This window comes from Methylobacterium sp. 88A (assembly GCF_000376345.1).
GTDB lineage: Bacteria > Pseudomonadota > Alphaproteobacteria > Rhizobiales > Beijerinckiaceae > Methylobacterium > Methylobacterium bullatum.
Map to the genome: position 1 here is coordinate 798993 of NZ_AQVT01000001.1, position 23273 is coordinate 822265.

Annotated in this window: 23 protein-coding genes; 10 read left to right on the plus strand and 13 right to left on the minus strand. The window is 66.7% G+C overall.

The genetic code is table 11. The annotated features are described in order from the left end of the window. Nucleotides 1-584 precede the first annotated feature (584 nt). Together A3OM_RS0103680 and A3OM_RS0103685 are read left to right on the plus strand one after the other, a co-directional pair. Entirely contained in the window at nt 585-2153 is a 1569-nt protein-coding gene (locus A3OM_RS0103680; protein ID WP_018042372.1) for a glucan biosynthesis protein G, read from the plus strand. Beyond that, nucleotides 2150-2638 carry an N-acetyltransferase gene (locus A3OM_RS0103685; protein WP_018042373.1) on the plus strand — a complete coding sequence of 163 codons (489 nt, stop codon included), beginning with the start codon at nt 2150-2152 and terminating at the stop codon, nt 2636-2638. The genes A3OM_RS0103680 and A3OM_RS0103685 overlap by 4 nt, the downstream gene beginning before the upstream one ends. Before the next feature lie 124 nt (nt 2639-2762). Here the strand turns inward: A3OM_RS0103685 and A3OM_RS0103690 are convergent, their stop codons facing one another. The 3 genes from A3OM_RS0103690 to A3OM_RS0103700 all read right to left on the minus strand — a co-directional run bounded on the left by A3OM_RS0103690 (nt 2763) and on the right by A3OM_RS0103700 (nt 6368). Then, entirely contained in the window at nt 2763-3002 is a 240-nt protein-coding gene (locus tag A3OM_RS0103690; RefSeq protein WP_026175680.1) for a hypothetical protein, read from the minus strand. Nucleotides 3003-3106: 104 nt separating this feature from the next. Continuing rightward, nucleotides 3107-5284 carry a glycine--tRNA ligase subunit beta gene (gene glyS / locus A3OM_RS0103695; RefSeq protein WP_018042375.1) on the minus strand — a complete coding sequence of 726 codons (2178 nt, stop codon included), beginning with the start codon at nt 5282-5284 and terminating at the stop codon, nt 3107-3109. 136 nt (nt 5285-5420) lie between these two features. Then, a complete protein-coding gene (locus tag A3OM_RS0103700) occupies nt 5421-6368 on the minus strand; it encodes a glycine--tRNA ligase subunit alpha (protein WP_018042376.1) in 948 nt (315 codons plus the stop codon). 216 nt (nt 6369-6584) lie between these two features. Between A3OM_RS0103700 and A3OM_RS0103705 the strand changes: the two genes are divergently transcribed. Continuing rightward, nucleotides 6585-6839: a hypothetical protein gene (locus tag A3OM_RS0103705; RefSeq protein WP_018042377.1), complete on the plus strand. Its 255-nt coding sequence runs from the start codon at nt 6585-6587 to the stop codon at nt 6837-6839. Between the two features lie 4 nt (nt 6840-6843). Here the strand turns inward: A3OM_RS0103705 and A3OM_RS0103710 are convergent, their stop codons facing one another. Next, the gene (locus A3OM_RS0103710; RefSeq protein WP_018042378.1) at nt 6844-7722 is read right to left on the minus strand and encodes a S49 family peptidase; all 879 of its coding nucleotides are present in this window, start codon (nt 7720-7722) and stop codon (nt 6844-6846) included. Nucleotides 7723-7921: 199 nt separating this feature from the next. Here A3OM_RS0103710 and A3OM_RS25005 point away from each other — a divergent pair, with 199 nt between their 5' ends. Further along, nucleotides 7922-8290 carry a hypothetical protein gene (locus A3OM_RS25005; RefSeq protein ID WP_081612617.1) on the plus strand — a complete coding sequence of 123 codons (369 nt, stop codon included), beginning with the start codon at nt 7922-7924 and terminating at the stop codon, nt 8288-8290. Between the two features lie 59 nt (nt 8291-8349). On the opposite strand, the gene A3OM_RS0103720 is transcribed toward A3OM_RS25005, so the two are convergent. Continuing rightward, nucleotides 8350-9129 (minus strand): methyltransferase, encoded by a 780-nt coding sequence (locus A3OM_RS0103720; RefSeq protein WP_018042380.1) that lies wholly within the window; start codon nt 9127-9129, stop codon nt 8350-8352. Beyond that, entirely contained in the window at nt 9122-9346 is a 225-nt protein-coding gene (locus tag A3OM_RS0103725; RefSeq protein ID WP_018042381.1) for a DUF2007 domain-containing protein, read from the minus strand. The genes A3OM_RS0103720 and A3OM_RS0103725 overlap by 8 nt, the downstream gene beginning before the upstream one ends. Nucleotides 9347-9552: 206 nt before the next feature. Between A3OM_RS0103725 and A3OM_RS0103730 the strand changes: the two genes are divergently transcribed. Continuing rightward, nucleotides 9553-10575: a polyprenyl synthetase family protein gene (locus A3OM_RS0103730; RefSeq protein ID WP_018042382.1), complete on the plus strand. Its 1023-nt coding sequence runs from the start codon at nt 9553-9555 to the stop codon at nt 10573-10575. 41 nt (nt 10576-10616) lie between these two features. Here A3OM_RS0103730 and A3OM_RS0103735 read toward each other — a convergent pair whose 3' ends face one another. From A3OM_RS0103735 to A3OM_RS0103745, 3 genes are all read right to left on the minus strand, one after another. Beyond that, on the minus strand, nt 10617-11492 hold the full coding sequence (locus A3OM_RS0103735; protein WP_018042383.1) for a 4-(cytidine 5'-diphospho)-2-C-methyl-D-erythritol kinase: 876 nt from the start codon (nt 11490-11492) through the stop codon (nt 10617-10619). 90 nt (nt 11493-11582) lie between these two features. Beyond that, nucleotides 11583-13439 (minus strand): tetratricopeptide repeat protein, encoded by a 1857-nt coding sequence (locus tag A3OM_RS0103740; RefSeq protein ID WP_018042384.1) that lies wholly within the window; start codon nt 13437-13439, stop codon nt 11583-11585. Nucleotides 13440-13565: 126 nt separating this feature from the next. Further along, on the minus strand, nt 13566-15218 hold the full coding sequence (locus A3OM_RS0103745) for an electron transfer flavoprotein-ubiquinone oxidoreductase (protein WP_026175683.1): 1653 nt from the start codon (nt 15216-15218) through the stop codon (nt 13566-13568). Between the two features lie 220 nt (nt 15219-15438). Here A3OM_RS0103745 and A3OM_RS0103750 point away from each other — a divergent pair, with 220 nt between their 5' ends. From A3OM_RS0103750 to moaB, 3 genes are all read left to right on the plus strand, one after another. Further along, nucleotides 15439-16368 (plus strand): uracil-DNA glycosylase, encoded by a 930-nt coding sequence (locus tag A3OM_RS0103750; RefSeq protein ID WP_018042386.1) that lies wholly within the window; start codon nt 15439-15441, stop codon nt 16366-16368. A gap of 131 nt (nt 16369-16499) precedes the next feature. After that, nucleotides 16500-17408 (plus strand): neutral zinc metallopeptidase, encoded by a 909-nt coding sequence (locus A3OM_RS0103755; RefSeq protein WP_018042387.1) that lies wholly within the window; start codon nt 16500-16502, stop codon nt 17406-17408. A gap of 173 nt (nt 17409-17581) precedes the next feature. After that, nucleotides 17582-18139, plus strand: coding sequence for a molybdenum cofactor biosynthesis protein B (gene moaB / locus A3OM_RS0103760; RefSeq protein WP_018042388.1), 558 nt, complete (start codon nt 17582-17584; stop codon nt 18137-18139). On the opposite strand, the gene A3OM_RS0103765 is transcribed toward moaB, so the two are convergent. Next, nucleotides 18140-18661 carry a hypothetical protein gene (locus tag A3OM_RS0103765; RefSeq protein WP_018042389.1) on the minus strand — a complete coding sequence of 174 codons (522 nt, stop codon included), beginning with the start codon at nt 18659-18661 and terminating at the stop codon, nt 18140-18142. It abuts the gene before it with no gap. A gap of 215 nt (nt 18662-18876) precedes the next feature. Between A3OM_RS0103765 and A3OM_RS0103770 the strand changes: the two genes are divergently transcribed. Continuing rightward, on the plus strand, nt 18877-19212 hold the full coding sequence (locus A3OM_RS0103770) for a VOC family protein (RefSeq protein WP_018042390.1): 336 nt from the start codon (nt 18877-18879) through the stop codon (nt 19210-19212). Nucleotides 19213-19277: 65 nt separating this feature from the next. Beyond that, nucleotides 19278-20342 (plus strand): PA0069 family radical SAM protein, encoded by a 1065-nt coding sequence (locus A3OM_RS0103775; protein WP_245257828.1) that lies wholly within the window; start codon nt 19278-19280, stop codon nt 20340-20342. Here A3OM_RS0103775 and A3OM_RS0103780 read toward each other — a convergent pair. The 3 genes from A3OM_RS0103780 to A3OM_RS0103790 form a co-directional block, all read right to left on the minus strand. Further along, nucleotides 20305-20955, minus strand: coding sequence for a ribonuclease HII (locus A3OM_RS0103780; protein ID WP_018042392.1), 651 nt, complete (start codon nt 20953-20955; stop codon nt 20305-20307). The two genes, A3OM_RS0103775 and A3OM_RS0103780, sit on opposite strands and share 38 nt — an antisense overlap. Before the next feature lie 119 nt (nt 20956-21074). Next, nucleotides 21075-22145 (minus strand): glycosyltransferase family 1 protein, encoded by a 1071-nt coding sequence (locus tag A3OM_RS0103785; RefSeq protein ID WP_026175684.1) that lies wholly within the window; start codon nt 22143-22145, stop codon nt 21075-21077. After that, on the minus strand, nt 22142-22969 hold the full coding sequence (locus tag A3OM_RS0103790; protein WP_026175685.1) for a UDP-2,3-diacylglucosamine diphosphatase: 828 nt from the start codon (nt 22967-22969) through the stop codon (nt 22142-22144). The genes A3OM_RS0103785 and A3OM_RS0103790 overlap by 4 nt, the downstream gene beginning before the upstream one ends. Between the last annotated feature and the right edge of the window lie 304 nt (nt 22970-23273).

Genomic DNA, 23273 nt, shown 5'->3' on the forward strand with positions numbered 1-23273 from the left:
TTCGTCGTTGCTTTAAGCTGCGTCCCCCGTGGAGAGCGGGGTTCGCCGGTTTCGCCTCCGGCTGCCGGTTGTTGTCGGGGTCCGGTGTTGCCACCTGGATGCCGGCCGGAGGGAATCCACCCTGTCGACCATCGATCCTTTAAGACCCCTGGCGGCTGTCCGGCAGTTGGCCGGATGCCCACCAACCGACACGCGGCCACAGGCACGTGCGAAATTGGGCAAGGCGCATATACGTCTCATGCGACTTCGCAACAAGGAAAAACGGTCCCGAGCCCGCAAAAACACCGCCGTTCCCCGGCATTGTGGCCGCGAAGGCTCACTCCATCGCGCGAGCTCTTTTCAAGGCGCCGCGAACGGGTCATTGAGCAAGCGGTTTTCATGCTGATCGAACCATTCCAATCCACTTCCTCATCCTGAGGTCCCGGAGTGCTGCGGAGGCCTCGAAGGAGGGCTCCAGCACGCATGGCGGCCTCTGGAGGGCTCCTTCGAGGCCCGCCGAGGCGGGCACCTCAGGATGAGGCGGCTGGATGGGGCCGTGCGGGGAAGCCCGATCGTCTCTCACCACCGACCAGAGCCGCAGGATCATGACCGAGCCCACCCGCCGCGCGCTTCTCACCGGGATCGCCGCCCTGTCCGTCGCCGGCACCGCGTCGACGGCGCAGGAGGGACGCGCACCCAAACCCTTCGATTTTGAGGAGGTGGAACGGCGCGCCGAGGAACTCGCCAAGGTCGCCTACGATGCCCGCGTACCGCCCCTTCCGGCTCCCATCGCAAAGCTCGATTACGACGCTTGGCGTGACATCCGTTTCAAGCCCGACAAGGCCTTTCTCGGGGGAGAGAACAGCCCATTCCGGCTGCAGCTTTTCCATGTCGGCTTTCTCTACACACGCCCTGTCACCGTGAACCTCGCGCGGCGTGGAATCGCGACTCCTATCGCCTATCAGTCGAGCCTGTTCGACATGGGTCGGACGAAGCTCGACAAGCCTCTGCCCGTCGATCTCGGCTTTGCCGGCCTCCGCTTCCACAGCTACCTCAACAAGCCGAACCTGCTCGACGAACTCATCGTGTTTCTCGGCGCCAGCTATTACCGCTTCCTCGGGCGCGATCAGCTCTACGGCCTCTCGGCTCGGGGCCTCGCCCTCAATGTGGAGGGGGAGGGCGCCCCGGAGGAATTCCCGGTCTTCCGCGAATTCTGGGTGACGATGCCGGAGACGAATGCCGATTCGCTGCTGATTCATGCCCTTCTCGATAGCCCCTCGGTGACGGGTGCCTTCGCCTTCACGGTAAAGCCCGGCGACGAGACCAGCGTCGCCGTTCGCTCGACGCTGATCCCAAGGGTCGCGCTCCCATCGGTGGGCGTCGCGCCGCTGACCTCGATGTTCTTCATCGGCGAGAACGACCGGCACCACTCCGACGATTACCGGCCCGAGCTCCACGATTCCGATGGTCTTCAGATCGCGGCCGGATCGGGCGAATGGCTCTGGCGCCCACTGGACAATCCGAAGGCGCGACGCATCTCGTCCTTCGTCGATCGCGATCCGAAGGGGTTCGGACTGATGCAGCGGGACCGCGCCTTCGAATCCTACCAGGATCTCGAGGCTTCCTATGGACGGAGGCCGAGCTACTTCGTCGAACCCGAAGGCGGCTGGGGCGAGGGCGCCGTGACCCTGATGGAACTGCCGACCGACACCGAGGTCAACGATAACATCGTCGCCTATTGGCGTCCGAAGCAGCCTTATCCGGCCGGCGAACCGGTCCGCATGTCGTACCGGGTGCGCGCCAGGAGTTCGAACACCAGGCTGCATCCGGGCGGGTATGTGGCGAATACCTTCCTGGCCGCCACCAGCGCCAGCGGTGCCGCCAAGGGGGAGGAGGCCAAAGGGACGCTGAGCCGCCGCTTCCTCATCGATTTCGCCGGGGGCGAACTGCCTTATTATCTCCCCGACCCGAGCAAGGTGGAGGTGGTGGCCGATGCCTCGCGGGGACGGATCACCGCCACTTCGATCACCCCGAATCCTCATATTGGCGGGTTGCGGGCAGCAATCGACATCACCCTCGACGCGGCGGATCAGTCAACCGATCTCCGCGCCTTCCTGCGCGCCGGCGGTCGAGCGTTGTCGGAAACCTGGGTCTATCCCTGGACCGCAGCGTGAGCGTCCAAGCCCATAAACGGCAGACGGTCGCTCCGGTCACGATCCGCCCGGCGACGTTGGGCGATCTCGATGCCCTGGTCGCGCTGGAACACGCGGCGTTTTCCGGAGACCGGGCGGAACGGCGGGCGATCCGCCACGCCATCGGCTCTCCATCAATGTCGTTGCTGGTGGCGCTTGACGCCGAAGACCGCTCGATCTTGGTGGCGGCGGCCACGCTGGAGCGCCGCAAGGGAAGCCGCAGCTGCCGACTCTCCTCCATCGCGGTGTCCCCCGGACGCGCCGGCCAGGGGCTCGGCGGCATCATGCTGGACGCAGCGGAGGCCGATGCAAAAGCGCATGGCTGCACGATGTTGCGGCTGGAGGTGAGGGCCGATAACGGCGCCGGCATTCGCCTCTATGAGCGCCATGGCTACGCCCGGTTCGCCATCCTCGAAGACTATTACGAGGACGGCATGGAAGCGTGGCGCTACGAGAAGGCCTTGTAGTTAGCCGTCGCGGGCATCGACCTCATGCCTTCCCATACCGTCATCCCGGGCCGCATGGCAGGGCCCGGAACGACGGACAGGGGCTCGCTGTCGTATCCGGGACAGCGAACGGTCTCGTGGCGGCTCAGTCGCAGGATTCGCGGGTCACCGTCTTGCGGTCACCCTCTTCATTCTCGCGGGTCACCGATTTGACCCGACAGCCGTCTCGGGTCTCACGGGTCTCGACGGTGCGGGTCTCGGATTCCGGCCGCTCGACGATGACGCGCTCGGGCACCTCACGCTCGATGATGGTGGTCTGGGCCTGGACCGCCGAGGCGCCGAAGAGAGTCAGCAACGCGGCGGTGGTGAGGATCGATTGACGCATGGACATCTCCTTCGAAACCATGCGCCCCAACGACGGGGCGAGCTAGACCGTTCCCGTCTTCGATCCTGAATTGCCGAATTCTCCCGCTTGCGTCTCGCGACGGGCTATCCCTCGATCTTCGAGAAATCGGCGACCTCGCGGGTGGCCGCCCGCAGGGCATTGAGCAGGGCGAGGCGGTTCTCGCGCAAGGCCGGATCGTCCGCATTGACGATGACCTTCTCGAAGAAAGCATCCACCGGCGCGCGCAGGATCGAAAGCGCGCGCATGGCCCCCGAAAAATCCTCCGCCGCCACGGCCGCGGAGGCGGCGTCACGCGCGGCCACCAGCGCCTCGGACAGGGCCTGCTCTTCCGGCTCGCCGGAGGCGGCGATGGCGGCGCGGTCGGGCTCGGCCTCGTAGGAGCGCCCGTCCTTCTTCTCCTCGATCCGGAGGATGTTGGCCGCGCGCTTGTAACCGGCGAGCAGGTTCTTGCCGTCGTCCGTCTCGAGGAACTGGCCAAGCGCCTCGACGCGGCGGACGACCATGAGGAGGTCGTCCTGGCCGGGCAGGGCGAAGACGGCGTCGATCAGGTCGTGGCGGGCGCCCTGGTCGCGGAGATAGACTTTCAGGCGGTCGGCGAAGAAAACGAGGAGATCGGCCGGAAGAGGATCTTCGAGGTTCCCGTGGTCGTCCGGCGCGGCCATATCGCGGCCGTCATCCCCGGAGAGGGATATGACGGCGACGTGGCGTTTGTTCTGAACATAGAAAGCGTCTTTCAGCACGTCGTCGCGGAGCTTTAGGCGCAGGCCATTCTCCAAAATGAGCCGGACCACGCCGAGGGCCGCCCGTCGAAGTGCATAGGGGTCTTTGCTCCCGGTGGGCTTCTCATCGATTGACCAGAAGCCGGCAAGAGTATCGAACTTATCGGCCAAGGCGACGGCGACGGAAACAGGATCGGTGGGCACGCGGTCCGACGGACCCACAGGTTTGTAGTGCTCTTCCAACGCCGCACAGACACTGGGATGCTCGCCCTGCAACGTCGCATACTTGCGCCCTATGAGCCCCTGCAGTTCCGGGAACTCGCCGACCATCTCGGTAACGAGATCGGCTTTCGCGAGCTGAGCGCCGCGACTGGCGAGTTGTACATCAGCACCGATGATCGGTGCTATGCCGCGCGCCAGCGCCGCGATACGCGCTACCCGCTCGCCCTGGGTCCCGAGCTTCTCATGGAAAACGATGCTGTCGAGTTTCGCCAGCCGGTCTTCGAGGCGGATCCCCTTGTCGGTCTCCCAGAAGAATTTCGCGTCCGAGAGGCGGGCGCGGACCACGCGCTCGTTTCCGCCGGTGATCGCGATGCCGCCATCGCTGGCGACGAGGTTCGAGACGAGGATGAAGGCGGGAGCCAGGGTGTCGGAGCCGGACTCGCGGAGCACGAAGCACTTCTGGTTGGCCCGGATGGTGGCGCGGATCGCCTCGGCGGGGATGTCGAGGAAGCTCGGATCGAAGGTCCCGAGGAGCACCACCGGCCATTCCACGAGGCCGGCGACCTCGTCGAGCAGCCCCTCGTCCTCCACGAGTTCGAGGCCGCGCGCGAAAGCGAGGTCGCGGGCATCGTGCAGGATGATGTCCTTGCGCCGCTCCGGGTCGAGGACGACCTTGGCGCGCTCGAGGGCCTGGATGTAATCGTCGAACCGCCGCACCTCGATGGCGTCCGGGGCCAGGAAGCGGTGTCCGTAGGTGGTGGTGCCGGCCGCGATCCCGTCCACGGAGAAAGGCACGATTTCGGGTGTCTCGGTCTCGGGGCCGAAGGTCGCCACGATGGATTGCAGCGGGCGCACCCAGCGTAAGGAGCCCGGCTGGGCCGAGGCCGCGCCCCAGCGCATGGATTTCGGCCAGGGGAAGCTCTTGATGATCGCCGGCAGGATCTCGGCCAGCACGTCGATCGTGTCCCGGCCGGGACGCTCGATCACGGCCACGTAGAACTCGCCCTTCTTCGGGTCGGTGACGGTGGTCGCCTGATCGAGCCTCGTCAGGCCCGCGCTCTTCAGGAATCCCTGGATCGCCCCGTCCGGCGCGCCGACGCGAGGCCCCTTGCGCTCCTCGCGCACGTCCTTCCCGCGCGGCGGCAGCCCGGCCACGTGCAAGGCGAGGCGGCGCGGTGTGGAGAAGGCCTTGGCGCCCTCGTAGAGGAAGCCGCGCTCCACCAGCGCGTCGGTGACGAGCTTCCGCAGGTCTTCCGCGGCCCGCCGCTGCATGCGGGCGGGAATCTCTTCGGAGCGCAGTTCGAGGAGGAGATCAGGCATGGGTTCAGGTCGCGTCCGAATTGATAGTCAGGATGTCGTTGGCGCGACTGTTGCGGCCATCGATCTGTCAGCTAGGGTATGGAAGTGATTGGGTATCTTTCAGAAAATGACCGATCACTATAAATTACCTATCCTTTCACGCCACGCCGCCACCCGCCGTCTTCAGCCACGCCGCGCCACAGGCCTTGGCCAGTTCCCGCACCCGCAGGATGTAGCTTTGGCGCTCGGTCACCGAGATGACGCCGCGGGCGTCGAGCAAATTGAAGACGTGGCTCGCCTTGATGCACTGGTCGTAGGCCGGCTGCGCCATCCTGTGCCGCCCAGCGTCATCCTCCGGCGCGCCCGCATCCAGATAGGTGCGGCAGGCCTTCTCCGCGTCGGTGAATTGGCGGAACAGCATCGCGGTGTCCGCCGCCTCGAAATTGTGGCGCGAATATTCCTGCTCGGCCTGGAGGAAGACGTCGCCATAGGTGACCTTGTCGTCGCCCGTGCCGCCGTTGAAGTTCAGGTCGTAGACGTTCTCGACGCCCTGGACGTACATGGCGAGGCGCTCGAGACCGTAGGTGAGTTCGCCCGCGACCGGCGCGCACTCGATCCCGGCGACCTGCTGGAAATAGGTAAACTGGCTCACCTCCATGCCGTCACACCAGCATTCCCAGCCGAGCCCCCAGGCCCCCAAGGTCGGGCTCTCCCAATCGTCCTCGACGAAGCGGATGTCGTGGAGCTTGAGGTCGACGCCGATGGCGTCGAGGGAAGCGAGGTAGAGTTCCTGCAGGTTCGGCGGGTTCGGCTTCAGGATCACCTGGAACTGGTAATAGTGCTGCAGCCGATTGGGGTTCTCGCCGTAGCGGCCGTCCTTCGGGCGTCGCGAGGGCTGGACATAGGCCGCCTTCCAGGGCTTGGGGCCGAGCGCCCGCAGGGTGGTGGCGGGATGGAACGTGCCGGCCCCCACTTCCATGTCGTAGGGCTGGAGGATCACGCAGCCCTGCGCGGCCCAGAAATTCTGCAGCGTCAGGATCAGACCCTGGAACGAGGTCCTGGGTGCGAGATCGACAGCGCTCGGCAGGGCTTGTGCGCTCGACATGGGGAAGCTTCCGGTCAGCGGGAAAGGGCGGCAGCGTTTAAGAGGCGGGCTTGCGGAGTCAAGCCGAGCCGTTCCGCGAATGCGGGTGCGCGGCGGCACACATTTTCGCCACGATCGGGTTTATCGCCGGAACTGTCCCGCTTGTCGCTGGTTCTTAGCACAAATCAAGGGATCAGCCGGCTCGCAAAGAGCGGCGAGCATTGCGGAAGTCGGACCATGCGCAATTCGATCACTGTATTCGCCGCACTCTTCGCAGCATCCTTGGCCGCTACGCCCTTCGTCGTCGGAGCCTCGAACGCCCTCGCGACCACCGACAAGGCCGACATCGTCGCCATGCCGGCGCCCGTGACGGCGATCGAGGTGTCCTCCGTGCCGGCCCCCGCTGCGACCGAGACCTGCACCCGCAAGGTCCGGGTGGTCTACTCCGGCTACGGTGCACCGCCTTCGGCCTGCACGGTCGCGCTCCGCTGAGTGCTCACAGCCCGTAGCGCGCCCAGGCGGCGCGCTCCTCGATCACGGCGAGGGCGTCGGCGGCAAGACCGTTGCCGGTGAGTCCGGTGATGGTCGAGCCCGGCACGGCCCGGCGCAGCAGCCGGCCAATGAACGAGCCCTGCTTCTCGGCGATCAACTTCAGGACGACATCGTCTCCGAATCTGGCCCTCAGCGTGGTTCGCACGTCTCCCAACGAATCGACCAGCCCCAGGGGCAATGCCTGGCGCCCCGTCCAGACGGCACCGGTGAAAAGGTTCTCGCCACCCGCCCTCACGGCGGGCCTTCGCTCGCTGACGAGCGAGGTGAAGAGATCTTGCACGTCGGCCTGGATCGCCTTGAGGCGCACGATGTCCTCGGGATTCTCAGGGCGGAACGGATCGAGCATGGCCTTGGCCTCACCCTGTGTATGGACACGGCGCTCGATGCCGATCCGTTCGATGAGCTTGTCGAAGCCGAAACCGGCCGAGACCACCCCGATCGATCCGATCAGCGACGTCGGATCGGCGATGATCTCATCCGCCGCGCAGGCGATCATGTACCCGCCGGAGGCGGCCACATCCTCGACAAAGGCATAGACGGGCAGCTTCTTCTCCGCGGCGAGCGCGCGGATGCGCCGGTGGATGAGGTGGGATTGCGCCGGCGATCCTCCCGGCGAGTTGATGATGAGCGCCACCGCGGACACGCCCGCCATTCCGAAGCCGCTTTCCAGGCTGGACGCCACCGTCGCCATGGAGAGGCCGGACCGCAGGGGTGACGCGGCGCCGATGACACCGCTGAGGCGGATGACCGCCACCATGGGCTTGCCGCCACGCCATGCCTTCGGGACGAGCGGGTGAAGGAAGCGCGGTAGGGCCAGAGGCATCGGTCTCGTCTCGGTTGAACGGGGAGGTCGTGGGCATGGAAGCGTGGGACGGCCCTCGCTTCCGGTCCAGACACCACGAAATGGAGATGATCGAACCATTTTACAGGCTTCGCTGTTTCACTCGTCCGGTATCGCAGCACTCGGCCGCAGGCCGACGGCCACCGAGATGCGGACCGCTGAAACAGGGAGACTGACCATCATGCGTATCGTGACGTGGATGATCGTTCTGGTCGGGGTGCTGGGAGGGGCCTACGGGTCCCTGTCCCAGGCCCGCGCGGCGCCGCTACCCATCGCAGCCGTCGCGGGAGCCGCCGGAACGGAACTCGTGGAGAAGGCGCATTGGCGTCGGCACCACTGGCACCGCCGGCATCACTGGCACCGGCGCCATTACTGGCACCGTCCGCATTACGGCTACCGCCGGCACTACTGGCGGCCGCGCTACTACCGCCCGATCTATGGCTACCACCGTCCGGCCTATGGATGGCGCCGGCCTTATTGGCACCGGCGTCATCACTGGCATCGCCATCACTGGCACCGCCGCCATCATCACTGGCGCCGTTTCTACTGAGCAGATGCTCTGAAACAAGCGGTTCGCGGCGAGGAAGTCCTTCCTCGCCGCGAAGATCATCAGGGTGGCCAGGACAGCCCGCGGTGAAGTGCATCCGCCTCCGGTGTCATCGCACCGTCGGCTTCCTGCAGGATGAGGGGGGGCGCCAGAGTGAACGGCGCGCGGCTTCCCTTGATTCCCGTCATCAATACCCGGATCGCGGGCCGCTCGATTCGAGCCTGGACCGGCCTCGCGACGATCCCTCCGAAGCGCCTCTGCAAGGCGGCGAGGCAATCCGGCAGGGCATCGGCGCGATGCACGAGGCCGAGCGTCCCGCCCGGCTTCAGGAGGTCGAGACAGGCTTTGATCCAGGCTTCGAGATCACCGTCGGAAAACGTATGGGCCGAGGCCTTTCCCGGGATCGGCGATGGCCTGTGACGCCGGGGTTCGAAAAAGGGCGGGTTGGTCAGGACCAGATCCGCCATGTTCGACGATAGGCCGGCTGCCCTCCGGCTCTCGACCGAGAGAATGTCGGCGGCGGTTACCCCGACCCGGCCATCGAGACCGTTCCCGTGGATGTTCCTCGCCGCGAGGCCGACGAGGTCCGGATCACGCTCAACCAGGATGACCTTCGCCGCCGCCTCGTAGGTGGCCACCGCCAGCCCCACCGCCCCGGTGGCCGCGCCGACATCGATGACGACCGCCCCCGGTGGCGGTCGCACGATTCGGCTCAGGAGCACAGCGTCGGTACCGGCGCGATGCGCCCCGCGCGGCGGCTGATACAGGCGAAGACGGCCGCCGAGCCACAGATCGGCGGTCACGGCCGCGGGGACCGCTTCCTCGATGCTCACATCACGCATCGCGCAGTTCGTGCGCCAGACCTGCATCCTCCAGCAGCCTTCGCGCATCGGACGCATGATCGTCGGGCACGAGAAGACGGCGGGCGAACGCGCCGATCGAGCCTTCGAGCAGGCTCATATGTGTGTCGGCGATCAGGACCGGGATATCCGCCCCCTGCAGCAGCGATTCGGCAAAGCCCATGAGGACGATGTCGTTGCTCCGGATCAGCTCTCTCATGCGTCCACCCGCCTCATCGGCGGCTTCCCGCCGCCGCCCTTTGTATACAGGGAGAAACGCGGGATGTTGCAGCGCCTCGGCGCGCATGCGAAGGGGTGCCCGCGTGGATGTTGGTCACGGGAGATTGCCCGGTCGAGCGGATCGGCCCGAGCGGCGGGTACGCCGCCGGAATCTGCCCGGTGTAAAAAGCTCGGGAGGCATCGCGTTTGGGTGTCGTCGTTTCCTTCGATGAGGGCCGCTCCGATCCGGAGTCGAGCCTGAACGATCTTGTGGCCCTGGTCGCCAAGGGGATGGAACGCGTGAACGCGACCATCCTGTCGCGGACCGGGTCCGACGTCGCGATGATTCCGGAGGTGGCCAATCACCTGATCGCCTCCGGGGGCAAGCGCCTGCGCCCCATCCTCACCCTCGCCACCGCCGATCTCTGCGGATACGGGGCCGGAGATGGCGCGGTGAAGCTCGCCGCCAGCGTCGAGTTCATGCACACGGCGACCCTTCTGCATGACGACGTGGTTGACGAGAGCGACATGCGGCGCGGCCGCGTCGCGGCGCGGATCAAGTGGGGCAACGAGGCGAGCGTGCTCGTCGGTGATTTCCTCCTCGGCCAGGCCTTCCGCATGATGGTGGAGGTCGGTTCGCTACGCGCCCTCGATATTCTCTCGGCCGCCGCGACCGTCATCGCCGAGGGCGAGGTGATGCAGCTCACTGCCGCCAAGAACACCGAGACCTCCGAGGACGAGTACCTCGCGGTCATCCGCGCCAAGACCGCGGAATTGTTTGCCGCCGCCTGCGAGGTCGGCCCGGTGATCGCCGACCGCCCGAGGGCGGAGCAGGCGGCGTGCCGCTCCTATGGCATGAATCTCGGGATCGCCTTCCAGTTGATCGACGACGTTCTCGACTACGGCGGCACCAGTGCCTCCATGGGGAAGAATGTCGGCGACGACTTTCGCGAGGGGAAGATCACCCTGCCGATCGTCCTGGCCTTCCGGCGGGGCAGCGAGGAGGAGCGGACCTTCTGGCGTCGTACACTCCAAGACGGTCGGGTCGAAGAGTCCGATCTCGACACGGCCCTCGCCATCCTGCGGAAACACCGGGCCCTGGAGGACACGATCGACCGGGCGCGCCATTACGGCGCTATCGCCCGCGATGCCCTGGCGCTGTTCCCCAACGGGCCGATGAAGTCGGCCCTGCTGCAGGTCGTCGATTTTTGCATCGCCCGGGCTCACTGATCCGATCCCGGCTCCTCACGCGAGCCGGGCAGGGAAGGCCGTCACCGTAGTAAGGCGGCTCGGACCCACCAGGATGGCTGCATCGCGCGGATGGCGGCAGCCGCCCGAACTGCATCGGATCGGGTGGCGAACAAGCCGAACACCGTAGCACCGGAGCCGGACATGCGGGCGTGCCGGCATCCCGGCTGGTCGCGCAAGGCCGTGAGCGTATCGGCGATGACGGGGGCGACCGTGAGCGCCGGCGCTTCCAGATCGTTGCGAGCCGGCGTCACCGCCGCCAGTATCTCGCCGAAGCCGAGACCTCGCGCGAGGATTGGATGGGCCTCGCCGGCATGGCGCTGTCCCACCGTCAGCCCCAGTGCCTTGAAGACCGGCGCGGTGGCGACCGGCACACCGGGATTGATCAGCACGGCCGGCAACGGCGCGAAATCGAGCGCCGGTCCGACATCCTCTCCGGCACCCCGCATCATCCGACCGCGCGGATCGAGGCAGACGGGAACGTCCGCCCCGGTGGCGCGGGCGGCCTCGACGATGGCGGGGTGATCGAGGGGAAGGTCGTTGAGTCGCGCCAACAACCGCAGGGCGGCGGCGGCATCCGACGATCCTCCGCCGATCCCCGCCGCCACCGGAAGACGCTTGACCAGGTGAAAGCGGCCGAGACGTAGACCGGGGATCGCCTTGGCCAGCCCTCGGGCAGCGCGGATCACGAGGTTGTCGTCCAGCGGTCCGGCGGGACCGGCGGTGGGCCCGGACACGTCGAGGGTGAGTTCGCCGCCGGGCATCAGGCTCAGCGTATCCCCCGAACCGGTGAAGGCCACGAGGCTTTCGAGCTCGTGATAGCCATCCCCCTCACGACGGCCGAGGACGTGGAGGGTCAGATTGATCTTCGCCGGAGCGCGGGTGACGAGGCTGGGCACGGCTTGCTCTGTCGGAGAGGGGCGGGTCTGTCGACCGCGGGAATGCGCGGCCGGTCTGGCCCCGCGATCCCCTACCCGTCAAGCCGGGTCTCAGCCGCCGGTCTTCTTGTCGGCCGCGCCGGGGGGCTCGCTCGGAGCCGGAGCGCCCTTGGGCAGATCGGGATTCACCTTCTCCGCCTCGGGAGGATTCTCGGCGGTGGCGGCGGGCTTTTCGAGTTCCGGCAGGCCGTCTTTGAGCTTGGCGTTGATCTTGACGAGATCGTCCGGCTCGGGGTTCAGGTCCTTGGCGTGCTGCCACTGGAACTTGCCTTCGAGCCGCCGCCCCGAACGCCAGTAGGCATCGCCGAGATGGTCGTTGATGGTCGGGTCGCCGGGCTTGAGCTCGATGGCCTTCTCCAGCTCGCGCACTGCGTCGTCGTAGCGGCCGAGGCGGAAATAGGCCCAGCCGAGGCTGTCGATGATCATGCCGTCTCGCGGGCTCGCATCGACGGCCTGCTTCAGCATGGTGAAGGCCTCGTCGATATTCATGTTCTGGTCGACCCAGGAATAGGCGAGGTAGTTGAGCACCTGCGCCCGCGCCGCCGGCTGGTTCGGCGGAACCAGTTCCAGCGCCTTCTTCAGGTCCGCCTCGGCCTTCGGCCATTGCTTGGCCCGCTCGTAGGCGGTGCCGCGGAAGTAGAACGTCGTCCAGTAATTGGAGGCCGGCTGCTTGCCGATGAGTTCGATGGCGCGGCTGTAGGTGGCCGCCGCCTCCTCGTATTTCTTGCGCGAGCGCTGCACGTTGCCGAGGGCGGTCACGACGTCGATGCTGTCGGGATGCTCCTTCATGGCGGCGTCGAGGAGCTGGATCGCCTCCTCGCCCTTGCCGAGCTGCTCGAGATTGAGGCCGATCTGGATGTCGGCGTTGAGCTTCAGCGGCGAGGTTGCCGGCATCTGCGCATAGGCGTCGTTGGCGCGCTCGGTCTGCTTCATCCGGTCGAGTGTATCGGCGAGGGTGAGGCGGGCGAGGGCGTGTTCGGGGGCGAGATAGAGGGCAAGGCGCAGATAGACCACGGCGGGCAACTCGTCGCCCTGGGTCGATCCGGCCGAGCCGAGCCCGTAGAGCACCTCGCCGGCGCCTTCCTGTGCCGTGTTGACCAGGCGGGTCAGGGGCTTGCCGGCCTTGAGCTTGTCGAGGGCGTCACGCACGATCGGGTGACGCGGCAGCAGTTGATCGAAGGTTGTGTAGGCCTGGATCGCCAGGTCCGTCCGACCGGCCTGCGCTTCGAACCGGGCATAGGCATCGACGATGCGCAGCGTGTTCGGGTCCGCGTCGTACGCAGCCTTGAGCCGGCGCTCCGCCTCCGCCTGATCGCCGACGAGGTTGGCGATCAACCCGGCATGGAAGTCGCGGAAAGTGTTGTAGGAGCGCTCGCCCTTCAGCTTGTTCACCACTTCGAGGGCGCGCTTGCCGTCATTGGCACCGGCATAGGCCCAGGCGGTCAGGAGGGTGCTGGTGAGATCGGCAGCAGCACCCCGTCCGCTGCGGGCGAAGTTCTGGCGGGCCTGCGCGAACTGGCCGGCCTTGATCTGGCGGACTCCGAGGCTGAGCTGGGCGAGGCCGTTCGATCCGTCGCGGGCGGTGAGGCGCTCGGCCGCACGGAAGGCGTCGGGCAGAGCGCCGTCGGCGAGCAGCGACACGAAGGCGCGTTCGAGCAATTCGGCATTGCGTGGGTCGGCCTTCACCGCCTCGCGGTAGAAGCTCGCCGCGGCGGAGGTGTCCTTGGAGGCGCCGGCGATATAAGCGGAGAGGAAGTTGCCTTCCAGCGACTCGGCCGGCTCGTATTCCGTCACCGGGGCGGATTCCCGAGGCTGGGCGGCCAGGGCCGTGACCGACGTCGCCACTGAGGCGGCGAGGCACAGGGCGAGAGCCGAGAGGGTCCGGCGGGTCGCGGCGTTTCCGTTCATGGGCACCAGTCGCGTTTGTAGCGCATCGTCCGTCAGGGACCGATGCCGATCGGGCGGGGACACTGAACTCTTCCCGCCATCCTCGCAAGGCGAAAGGATGGCGGGCACTTAGGGTCCGGTGCGTCCTCACATGTTGGGGTAGTTCGGCCCGCCCGGACCCTCCGGCGTCACCCAGTTGATGTTCTGGTTGGGGTCCTTGATATCGCAGGTCTTGCAGTGGACGCAGTTCTGCGCGTTGATCTGGTAGCGGACGCCGTTGCCCTCCTGCACCCATTCGTAGACGCCCGCCGGGCAGTACCGCGCCGAGGGGCCGCCGTAGACGTCGTGCTCCGAGGACTTCTGGAGCGCCGCGTCCGTGACGTTGAGATGCGGCGGCTGGTCCTCCTCGTGATTGGTGTTCGAGAGATAGACCGAGGAGAGCCGGTCGAAGGTCAATTTGCCGTCGGGCTTCGGATAGACGATCGGCGTCACCTCCGAGATCGGCTTCGTGGCGGCATGATCCGGCTTGCCGTGCTTGAGCGTGCCGAAGGGTGAGGCGTCGAGGATCGTCTGCGACCACATGTCGAGGCCACCCAGACCCACCCCGACGAGCGTGCCGTATTTAGACCAGAGCGGCTTGACGTTGCGCACGCGCTTGAGGTCGCGGCCGATATCGCTGTCGCGCCAGCCCGTCTCGTAATCGGTGAGCTCGTCGCCCTGCCGGCCGGCGGTGAGGGCGGCGGCGATGGCCTCGGCGGCCTGCATGCCGGAGAGCACGGCGTTGTGCGATCCCTTGATGCGCGGCACGTTGACGAAGCCGGCCGAGCAGCCGACGAGGCAGCCGCCGGGGAAGACGAGCTTCGGCACCGATTGCCAGCCGCCCTCCATGATGGCGCGGGCGCCGTAGCCGATGCGCTTGGCGCCCTCGAACACGTCGCGGATCATCGGGTGGGTCTTGAAACGCTGGAACTCCTCGAACGGCGACAGGGTCGGGTTCTCGTAGTTCAGGTGCGTGACGAAGCCGACCGAGAGCAGGTGGTCGTCGAAATGATAGAGCCAGGAACCGCCGCCGGTCTTGTTGGAGAGCGGCCAGCCCATGGTGTGGCGCACGAGACCCGGCTCGAACGTCTCGGGCTTCAGCTGCCAGAGCTCCTTGACGCCCAATCCGTATTTCTGGTGGTCGCTGTCCCGGTTGAGCTGGAAGCGGTCGATCAGCGTCTTGGTCAGCGAGCCGCGCGCGCCCTCGCCGAAGATCGTGTACTTGCCGCGCAGCTCCATGCCGCGGGTGTAATCGTCGCGCGGCTCACCGGATTTTCCGATGCCGAGATCGCCGGTGGCCACGCCGATGACCGTGCCGGCATCGTCGTAGAGCACTTCCGAGGCCGGAAAGCCGGGATAGATCTCGACGCCGAGCTCCTCGGCCTTGGCACCGAGATACTTCGTCACGTTCGAGAGCGAGCCGACGAAATTGCCGTGGTTCGACATGAATTTCGGGAAGGCGAAGTTCGGCAGCGAGATGCCGCTGTTCTTGGTGAGGAACAGGAACTCGTCACGCTCGACCTCGGTCTTGAGCGGCCGGGCTTCGTCCTGGCGCCACTCGGGAAGCAGGCGGTCCAGCCCGAGCGGATCGATCACCGCGCCGGAGAGGATGTGCGCGCCGACTTCGGACCCCTTCTCCACCACCACGACGGCAAGATCGGCGGCGATCTGCTTGAGGCGGATCGCAGCGGCGAGGCCGGCGGGCCCCGCGCCGACGATCACCACGTCGAAATCCATACCCTCGCGTTCCGGCAACGCCATCCTGTGAACTCCTCCTGCCGCCCCAGCCTGGACCGATCGAGACCGGTCAGCGCGTGCGCGATGTTATGATTGCGAACACTCTCAACCGATTCCAAGCTGGGAACGCAAGCCTGCCAATGGTCTCAGCATGGTCTGAGCCGTCTCGCCGCCGTACCAATGGCCGCGTAACGTGTCCGGCGAAGTGTTGTCCACAGGCCAGTCAGGGTCCACATCGAGAACCATGAGCCAAGGTCCCGACCATCAGCGCGACGTAATCGCCGAACTGGACTTCCACGTGGAAGCCGGCGTCGATCTCTGCCTCGACGAACGGCCGCACGACCGCTTCTCCGAAGTCGAGGAGGCGTCACCCTGGCGCCCGGCACCGGCGCGGAACGGCTTGCCGACGCACGACCTGCCCCACCTTGATCGTCCCTCACAAATCTCCGCCCCTCGGGAGCGGCCGCAGGCGGATGCCGTGCCCCCCCGTCGCGAATTGCCGCCGCGCGGCGAGGGGCCCGCCACATCGCCCGCACGAACCTACGGGCAATCCGCGGCGTCCAAGCCAGGCGAGGCCGCGGGCGATGCGAGGGCGAGGGCGAAGGATGTCGCGACCCTCGAAGAGCTGGAAGCGCTGCTCGCCGATTTCGACGGATGCCCTCTGAAGTTCACCGCCAAGAACCTCGTCTTCGCCGACGGCAACCCGGCGTCGAAACTGATGTTCATCGGCGAGGCCCCTGGCGCCGACGAGGACCGCGTCGGCAAGCCGTTCATGGGCCGCTCGGGCCAGCTTCTCGACCGGATGATGGCGGCGATCGGCCTCGACCGGACGAAAGCCTACGTGACCAACATCGTGCCTTGGCGGCCGCCGGGAAACCGCAATCCGACCCCGCAGGAGGTGTCGATCTGCAGGCCGTTCATCGAACGCCAGATCGAACTCGCCGATCCGGATGTCATCGTCTGCCTCGGCAGCCCGGCGACGCAGGCGATCACCGGCACGAAGGACGGCATTCTGAAGGCGCGCGGACGGTTCTATCCCTATCGGGTGGGCGACAGGGAGGTGAAGGCGCTGGCCACCCTGCACCCGGCCTATCTCCTGCGTCAGCCCCTGCAGAAGCGCTTGGCCTGGCGCGATTTCCGCCTGTTGCGGGCGACACTGGACGGCAAGGCGTAGGGCGAAAGGCGGGGCGGAAGCGGAACTGTATCTTTCACCGCCGGATTAGTTCGGGCACACGAGGCTCAAGACAGAGATGCGTTGGGCGGCCGGCTTCGGGTTGAGTCCACGCCACGAAGGGTGACGAGATCATGCGCTGGGAAGATTTCCGCTCTTCGGACAATGTCGAGGACCGCCGGGGAGAGGGCGGCGGAGGCGGTGGCGGCTTTCCCGGTGGCGGCGCCGGCGGGCTCGGCATCGGCACGATCGTCATCCTCTGCATCATCGGCTGGGTCACCGGCATCAACCCCGCCATCCTGATCGGCGGCGCCGAGCAGATGAGCGGCGGCGGACAGCCGCGCCAGGAACGGGTCGACCCGCAGACACAGGCGCAGCGCAACACCAAACCTACGGACGAAAGCGGACGCTTCGCGGCCGCGATCCTCGGCAACACCGAGGATGTGTGGAAGGAGATTCTGCCCAACCAGACCGGCAAGCAATACCGCCCCACCGGCATGGTGCTCTACAAGGGCGGCACGCGCAGCGGCTGTGGTTCCGCGCAAGCGGCCATGGGGCCGTTCTATTGTCCGCTCGACAAGAAAATCTACCTCGACACGTCGTTCTTCAAGGAGATGGAACAGAAGTTCGGCGTGAAGGGTGATTTCGCTTACGCCTACGTCATCGCGCACGAAGTCGGCCACCACGTCCAGGACGAGCTCGGCATCCTGGGCAAGGTCCAGGGTCGCCAGCAGGCGGCATCCAGCAAGGTCGAGTCGAACCAGCTCTCCGTCCGCGTGGAGTTGATGGCCGATTGCCTCGCCGGCGTCTGGGCCAAGAACTCCAACGACAAGTACAACTCCCTGGAGCCGGGCGACATCGAGGAAGCCATGCAGGCAGCCAGTGCCATCGGTGACGATAAGCTCCAGAAGCAGTCGCAGGGTTACGCCGTTCCGGATTCCTTCACCCACGGCTCGTCGGACCAGCGGATGCGGTGGTTCATGACGGGCTACAAGAGCGGCCAGACCAAGTCCTGCGACACTTTCAGGGCGGCCCGGAACTGACCCAGCGCCGGTAAAGCAACCTGACGCGGCATCGCGTCCCTCCCGACCGACTTCGGAAAGAGGCCATCGCGCGTCAGCCGGAGCGGTGGAGCACCCAAGGGGTGGCGGGATCGACCTGCCGCCCCATTCGCGGCTAGAACCGGTCGGTACCGCCGAGCCGAGAGCCGTCAGCCATGGTCGCCGCAGACAAGACCCGCAGCTTCATCCCGCTCTCCATCGCGGTGCTGACCGTTTCCGACACCCGTGTCGCCGAGGACGATCGCTCCGGCGACACGCTGTGCGAACGGCTCGTCGCGGCCGGGCATAGCCTCGCCGGCCGCGCCATCGTCCCCGACGAGGTCGTCGCGATCCGCGCTCAGGTGGAATCCTGGACGCGGGACCCGGCTGTCGACGTGGTGATCACCACGGGCGGCACGGGCTTCACCGGACGCGATGTGACACCCGAAGCGATCGAGCCGTTGTTCGAGAAGCGGATGGACGGATTCTCGGCGGTCTTCCACCGCATCTCCTACGACAAGATCGGGACGTCCACCCTGCAGTCACGAGCCACGGCGGGGCTCGCGAACGCCACCTTCGTGTTCGTCCTGCCCGGTTCACCGGGCGCGTGCCGCGATGCGTGGGACGGCATCCTCGCCGCGCAACTCGACTATCGGCACCGGCCCTGCAACTTCGTCGAGATCATGCCGCGCCTGGACGAACACCTGCGGCGCGGCGCCTCGATCCCGGTCTGATTACCCTCGGTTCAGCCGCACGTTCACCCGCCGGGGATGCAGGCGGGTCGAGAAGACGGCGCTCGCGATGAGGCGGTCCCGGCGTACGAGGTCTCCGGCGCGCGGCGTGCGCACGCCGATGACGGACTCGCCCTGTGCCGCAAGGCGTGACGGCAACCCCGCATGGGGTCGGCGCAGCCGCCCGAGGACCATCTCCGGCCGGGCGGTGCCGATGAACCGATCGATGGTGCGGATCCAGCCCTCGGCCGGCACGTCACCGGCCTCGAGGCACAGGACCCATTCCCGCCGCGCGGCCCTCGCCCCCTCCGACCAGGGCGGCGTACCGCCCGAACGGACGACGAAGGTCGCGCCCGTGGCCTCGGCCACGGCATCGATCGCAGCATCATGGGCGGGGGCGATGATGACCGCGTCGCCGACGAGCCCGGCGGCAACGCCCTCGACGAGAGCCCCCAGAGTATCGGCGAGCTGGTCGACCGCATCGGGGCCGACCGGCATCGCTACATGGATCAGAGCCGAAATCATGCGCGCGCATACCGTATTTTCGGCCCGGAGAAAGCCGAATGGCGCCGAAACAACGACGAGAACCCGCGCCTCGCAGGCATAACCCGTCGATTGCTCTAAAAAAGGGCAGGGACATCCTGAATGTTCCTGATATGTTCGCGACCCGAACGGAGGGGTATCGCGCGACGCGCCGGGCGTCCCTGCGTCACGTCGTCGAAACGGATGGGGAGCAAGGCATGCGGCAGGATGGCAAGATCGATTACCTCGAGTTGCCGGGCGGCGACATCGACCGGGTGAAAGCCTTCTACGGGAACGCTTTCGGCTGGAGCTTCGTCGATTACGGCCCGCGCTATGCCGCCTTCGATGAGGGGCTCGATGGCGGGTTCGATGCCGACTCGGCGAAGGCGGTGCCCTTGCCCGTACTCTATGCGCAAGATCTCGAAGCGATGCAGGCACGGGTCGAGGCGGCGGGGGGCACGATCGTGGCGCCGATCTTCGCTTTTCCCGGCGGTCGCCGCTTCCATTTCAAGGACCCGGCGGGAACGGAACTTGCTGTGTGGTCCGAGCGGTGAAGGCCGGCGGGCACGGGGGTGACGAGGCGTTCGACACGCGCGACCGGCGGCTTGGGGGGAGCACCCTGTCGGCGGATGCGAGAAAGGGGCGGGGGGCCACGGCCAATCCCTGCGGTCGCTACGAACCGGCCCGGCGGGAAGCCTTCGACGACGGTTGGGTTTCGGATGATGCCGCCCAGCGCCTGCGCACCGAAGACCGGCCCGAGCACGCACGCACCATCCTGACGCGGAATACGTCACCGGACCTGCCGTTCGATCGCTCGATCAATCCCTATCGCGGCTGCGAGCACGGATGCGTCTACTGTTTCGCCCGGCCCAACCACGCCTATGTCGGCTTGTCCCCCGGCCTCGATTTCGAAACGAAGCTGTTCCACAAGGCCAATGCGGCCGAGTTGCTGGAGCGCGAGCTCTCCGCGAAGGGCTACGTCCCGCAGACGATCGCCCTCGGGACGGCCACGGACCCGTATCAGCCGATCGAGCGAGACCATGGGATCACCCGCGCCGTGCTCGGCGTCTTGGCGCGCTTCCGCCATCCCGTGGGGATCGTCACGAAATCGAACCTCGTCGCCCGGGACGTCGACATCCTGGCACCGATGGCGGAGCTCGGTCTCGTCAAGGTGGCGATGTCGGTGACGACCCTCGACCCTGTCCTGGCCCGCCGGATGGAGCCGCGCGCTCCCCATCCCGACCGGCGCCTCGAAGCGATCCGTCAGCTCAGCCGCGCGGGCATCCCGGTCATGGTAATGATGGCCCCGGTCATCCCATCGCTGAACGACCATGAGATCGAAGCGGTGCTGGAGCGGGCGCGGGAATGCGGTGCCGTCGAGGCCCGCCATGTCCTGCTGCGGCTGCCGCTCGAACTCGACGACCTCGTGAACGACTGGTTCGCCGAGCATTATCCGGGGCGCCGGCGGCACGTGATGTCGCTCGTGCGCGAGGCCCGTGGCGGCAAGGCCTATGATGCGACTTTCGGCCGGCGGATGACCGGCAGCGGGGCCTATGCCGATCTCATCGGCCAACGCATGCGGCTGGCAAAGCAACGCCTCGGCTATGCCGATGCGCGCATCTCCCTGCGCACGGATCTCTTCGATCCTACAGCGGCGTCCAGGGCACAGCTGCGCCTGTTGTGACGACAGAGGGCGAGGACGCGAAACGCTTGGTGAAGCTCACCCGGTGATGCGCGGAGCGGCCGAGGCTCGCCAAACCGGCGAGATGAGCCGCGGTGCCGTAGCCGACATTGCGATCCCAGGCATAGGCCGGATGACGGCCGGCCAGAACCCGCATGAGATCGTCCCGCAAGGTCTTGGCGACGATGGAGGCCGCCGCGATCTGGGGCACCAGCCGATCGCCGCCGATCACCGCCCGGCACGGCAAGGACAGGCCGGGGATGGCATCGCGCCCATCCACGGCCACGGGCGCTTCGAGGCCGAGCTTCTCCACCGCTCGCCGCATGGCGTCGAGGGTCGCCGCGCGGACGTTGATCCGGTCCACGAGTTGCCGTGACCCGGCCGCCACCGCCACCTCGGCATGTTCGCGAATCAGAGGCGTCAGGCGCTCGCGCGTTGCCCGGTCGAGCTTCTTGCTGTCGTCGAGGCAGGCCAGCACGGAGGCCGGGAACACGGCAGGATTGAACCAGACCGCCGCCACGACCACGGGGCCGCACAGGGCACCGCGCCCGACCTCGTCGCAGCCGATGAGCGCGGGGAGGGTGCTGGCGACGGGGTCGGCGAATGGTTTGGTCATTGGACCATTGGATATACCTCACCCAAAGACCGGTCACCGGGATTTGGGTGAGAAACGTGTGTGAGCGTGGCCGAACTCTCTGGACGAGGAGGCCGGAAGGTCATCGCCACGGCTTCGGGCTACACCGCAGCTGCCGCCCGGAACGCCCGGCGCCGGGGCGTGGGAAGACCTGTGCCGTGAGCCAGCGAAATGTTGGTGAAGAACTGGCGCGCGCTCTCGCCCCAGGTGTAGCGCAGGGCCTCTGCGCGGCAGCGCTCGCGGGGGATCGACAGGGCGGCGAGCGCCGCCTCGCGCAGGTCGGGTCCGAGGATTCCGGCACCGGTTCCGCCGATGACGTCGAGGGGGCCTGTGACCGGATAGGCCGCCACGGGAACGCCGCAGGCGAGGGCTTCGAGCAGGACGATGCCGAACGTGTCGGTGAGGCTCGGGAACACGAAGACGTCCGCTGCCGCGTAGATGCGGGCGAGCGCCGCGCCGGTCAGGGTGCCGAGGAAGCGGGCCTTTGGATACAGGCCGGCGAGGCGTGCCCGGTCAGGGCCGTCTCCGACCACGATTTTGGTACCCGGCAGGTCGAGATCGAGGAAGGCCGAGACGTTCTTCTCCACCGCCAGCCGGCCGACGAAGAGAAAGAACGGTCCGGACAATCCGACCAGGGCATCGGGCGGGACGTCATCCGGCCCAGCGGGGCGAAAGAGGTCCGTATCGACCCCCCGCGTCCAGCGCATCAGGTTGCCGAATCCGCGTGAGGCGAGGTCACGCTCGAGGGAAGGGGTCGAGACCATCGTCCCGCTCGCCGCGCCGTGAAAGCGCCGCAGCCAGGCGTAGCTCCAGCTTTCGGGAACGGGCGCACGGGCGGCGAGGTATTCGGGAAAGCGCGTGTGATAGCTTGTGGTGAAAGGGCGGCCATGGGCGAGACAATAGCGCCGGGTCGCGTAACCGACGGTCCCCTCGGTGGCCACATGGACATGAGTCGGGGCGAGATCCGACCATAGGCGCGCGATTTTGCCCTTGGTCGCATAAGACAGCCGAATCTCCGGATATCCCGGAAGCGGCACCGAGGCGAAGTCCTGATGGGTCAGGAACACGGTCTCGAAGCCGAGCTCCTGGCCCGCCGCCGCCATGTTCTCGAGAGAGCGGACGACCCCGTTGACCTGCGGGTGCCACGCATCGGTGGCGATCAACAGCCTCACGCGACAGCCCGCGCCGGACCGACGGTGACCGCGCTGCGCTCCGCTTCTTCCGCGGCGGCCCGCGCCCGCAACACGCTCGGGTAATGCAGCACCTCCATGGTGCCGTCGTAATGCTCGACGATGGCGGTGCAGGATTCCACCCAATCCCCGGTGTTCAGATAGGTCAGCCCGGCGATCTGCCGGTGCGCGGCATGGTGGATGTGTCCACAGATGACACCGTCCGCGCCCACGCGCTTGGCCTCCGCGCTGAGCAGCTCCTCGAACTTTCCGATGAAGTTGACGGCGTTCTTCACCTTCAGCTTCGCCCAGGCCGAAAGCGACCAATAGGCGAGGCCGAGGCGACGCCGGATCGTGTTCAGATGCGTGTTGATGAAGAGCGCGAACGTGTAGGCCCCGTCGCCCAGGAAGGCGATCCATTTGGCATGCCGCACGACCATGTCGAACTGGTCGCCATGGATGACGAGGTAGCGCTTGCCGTCCGCGGCGACGTGGATCCGGTCGTCCACCACCTCGATCCCGCCGAACGTCATGCCGAGATAATCGCGCAGGAACTCGTCGTGGTTGCCGGGGATGTAGATCAGCGTCGAGCCCTTGCGCACTTTGCGCAGCAGTTTCTGCACCACGTCGTTGTGGCTCTGCGGCCAGAACCAGCCCGATTTGAGCTGCCACCCGTCCACGATGTCGCCGACGAGGTAGATCTCGTCGGCATCGTAATCCCGCAGGAATTCCAGCAACAATCCTGCCTGACAGCCCTTCGTGCCCAGATGCATATCGGACAGGAAGAGCGTCCTCACGCGGATCGTCTTCTCTGTATCTTCGCCCACGACCCACTCCGAACGGCTTCGGTGCATTGAGCCAAACCGGATTCCCGTATCAGTTTGATGACGTGCGCTGTCTCGCCCCGTGGCTCGCCTTGCAATGCGACTACTTCAACCGCATCGCGCGGATGTTGCACTGCGCGACAAATTTTTTGAGTGGCCGGGAAGTTTTTTGCGTTTTCCTTCGGTGGCGAACCCCGGCATAGTCCCGATCAAGGTGACCCACCGGATCGCGCTGGAAAGCGCGTGTCCGGAGCCCATGCGAGGCGGAATCAAGGTTGCCGACGAGGTGAGAAACGACGTCCAAGGC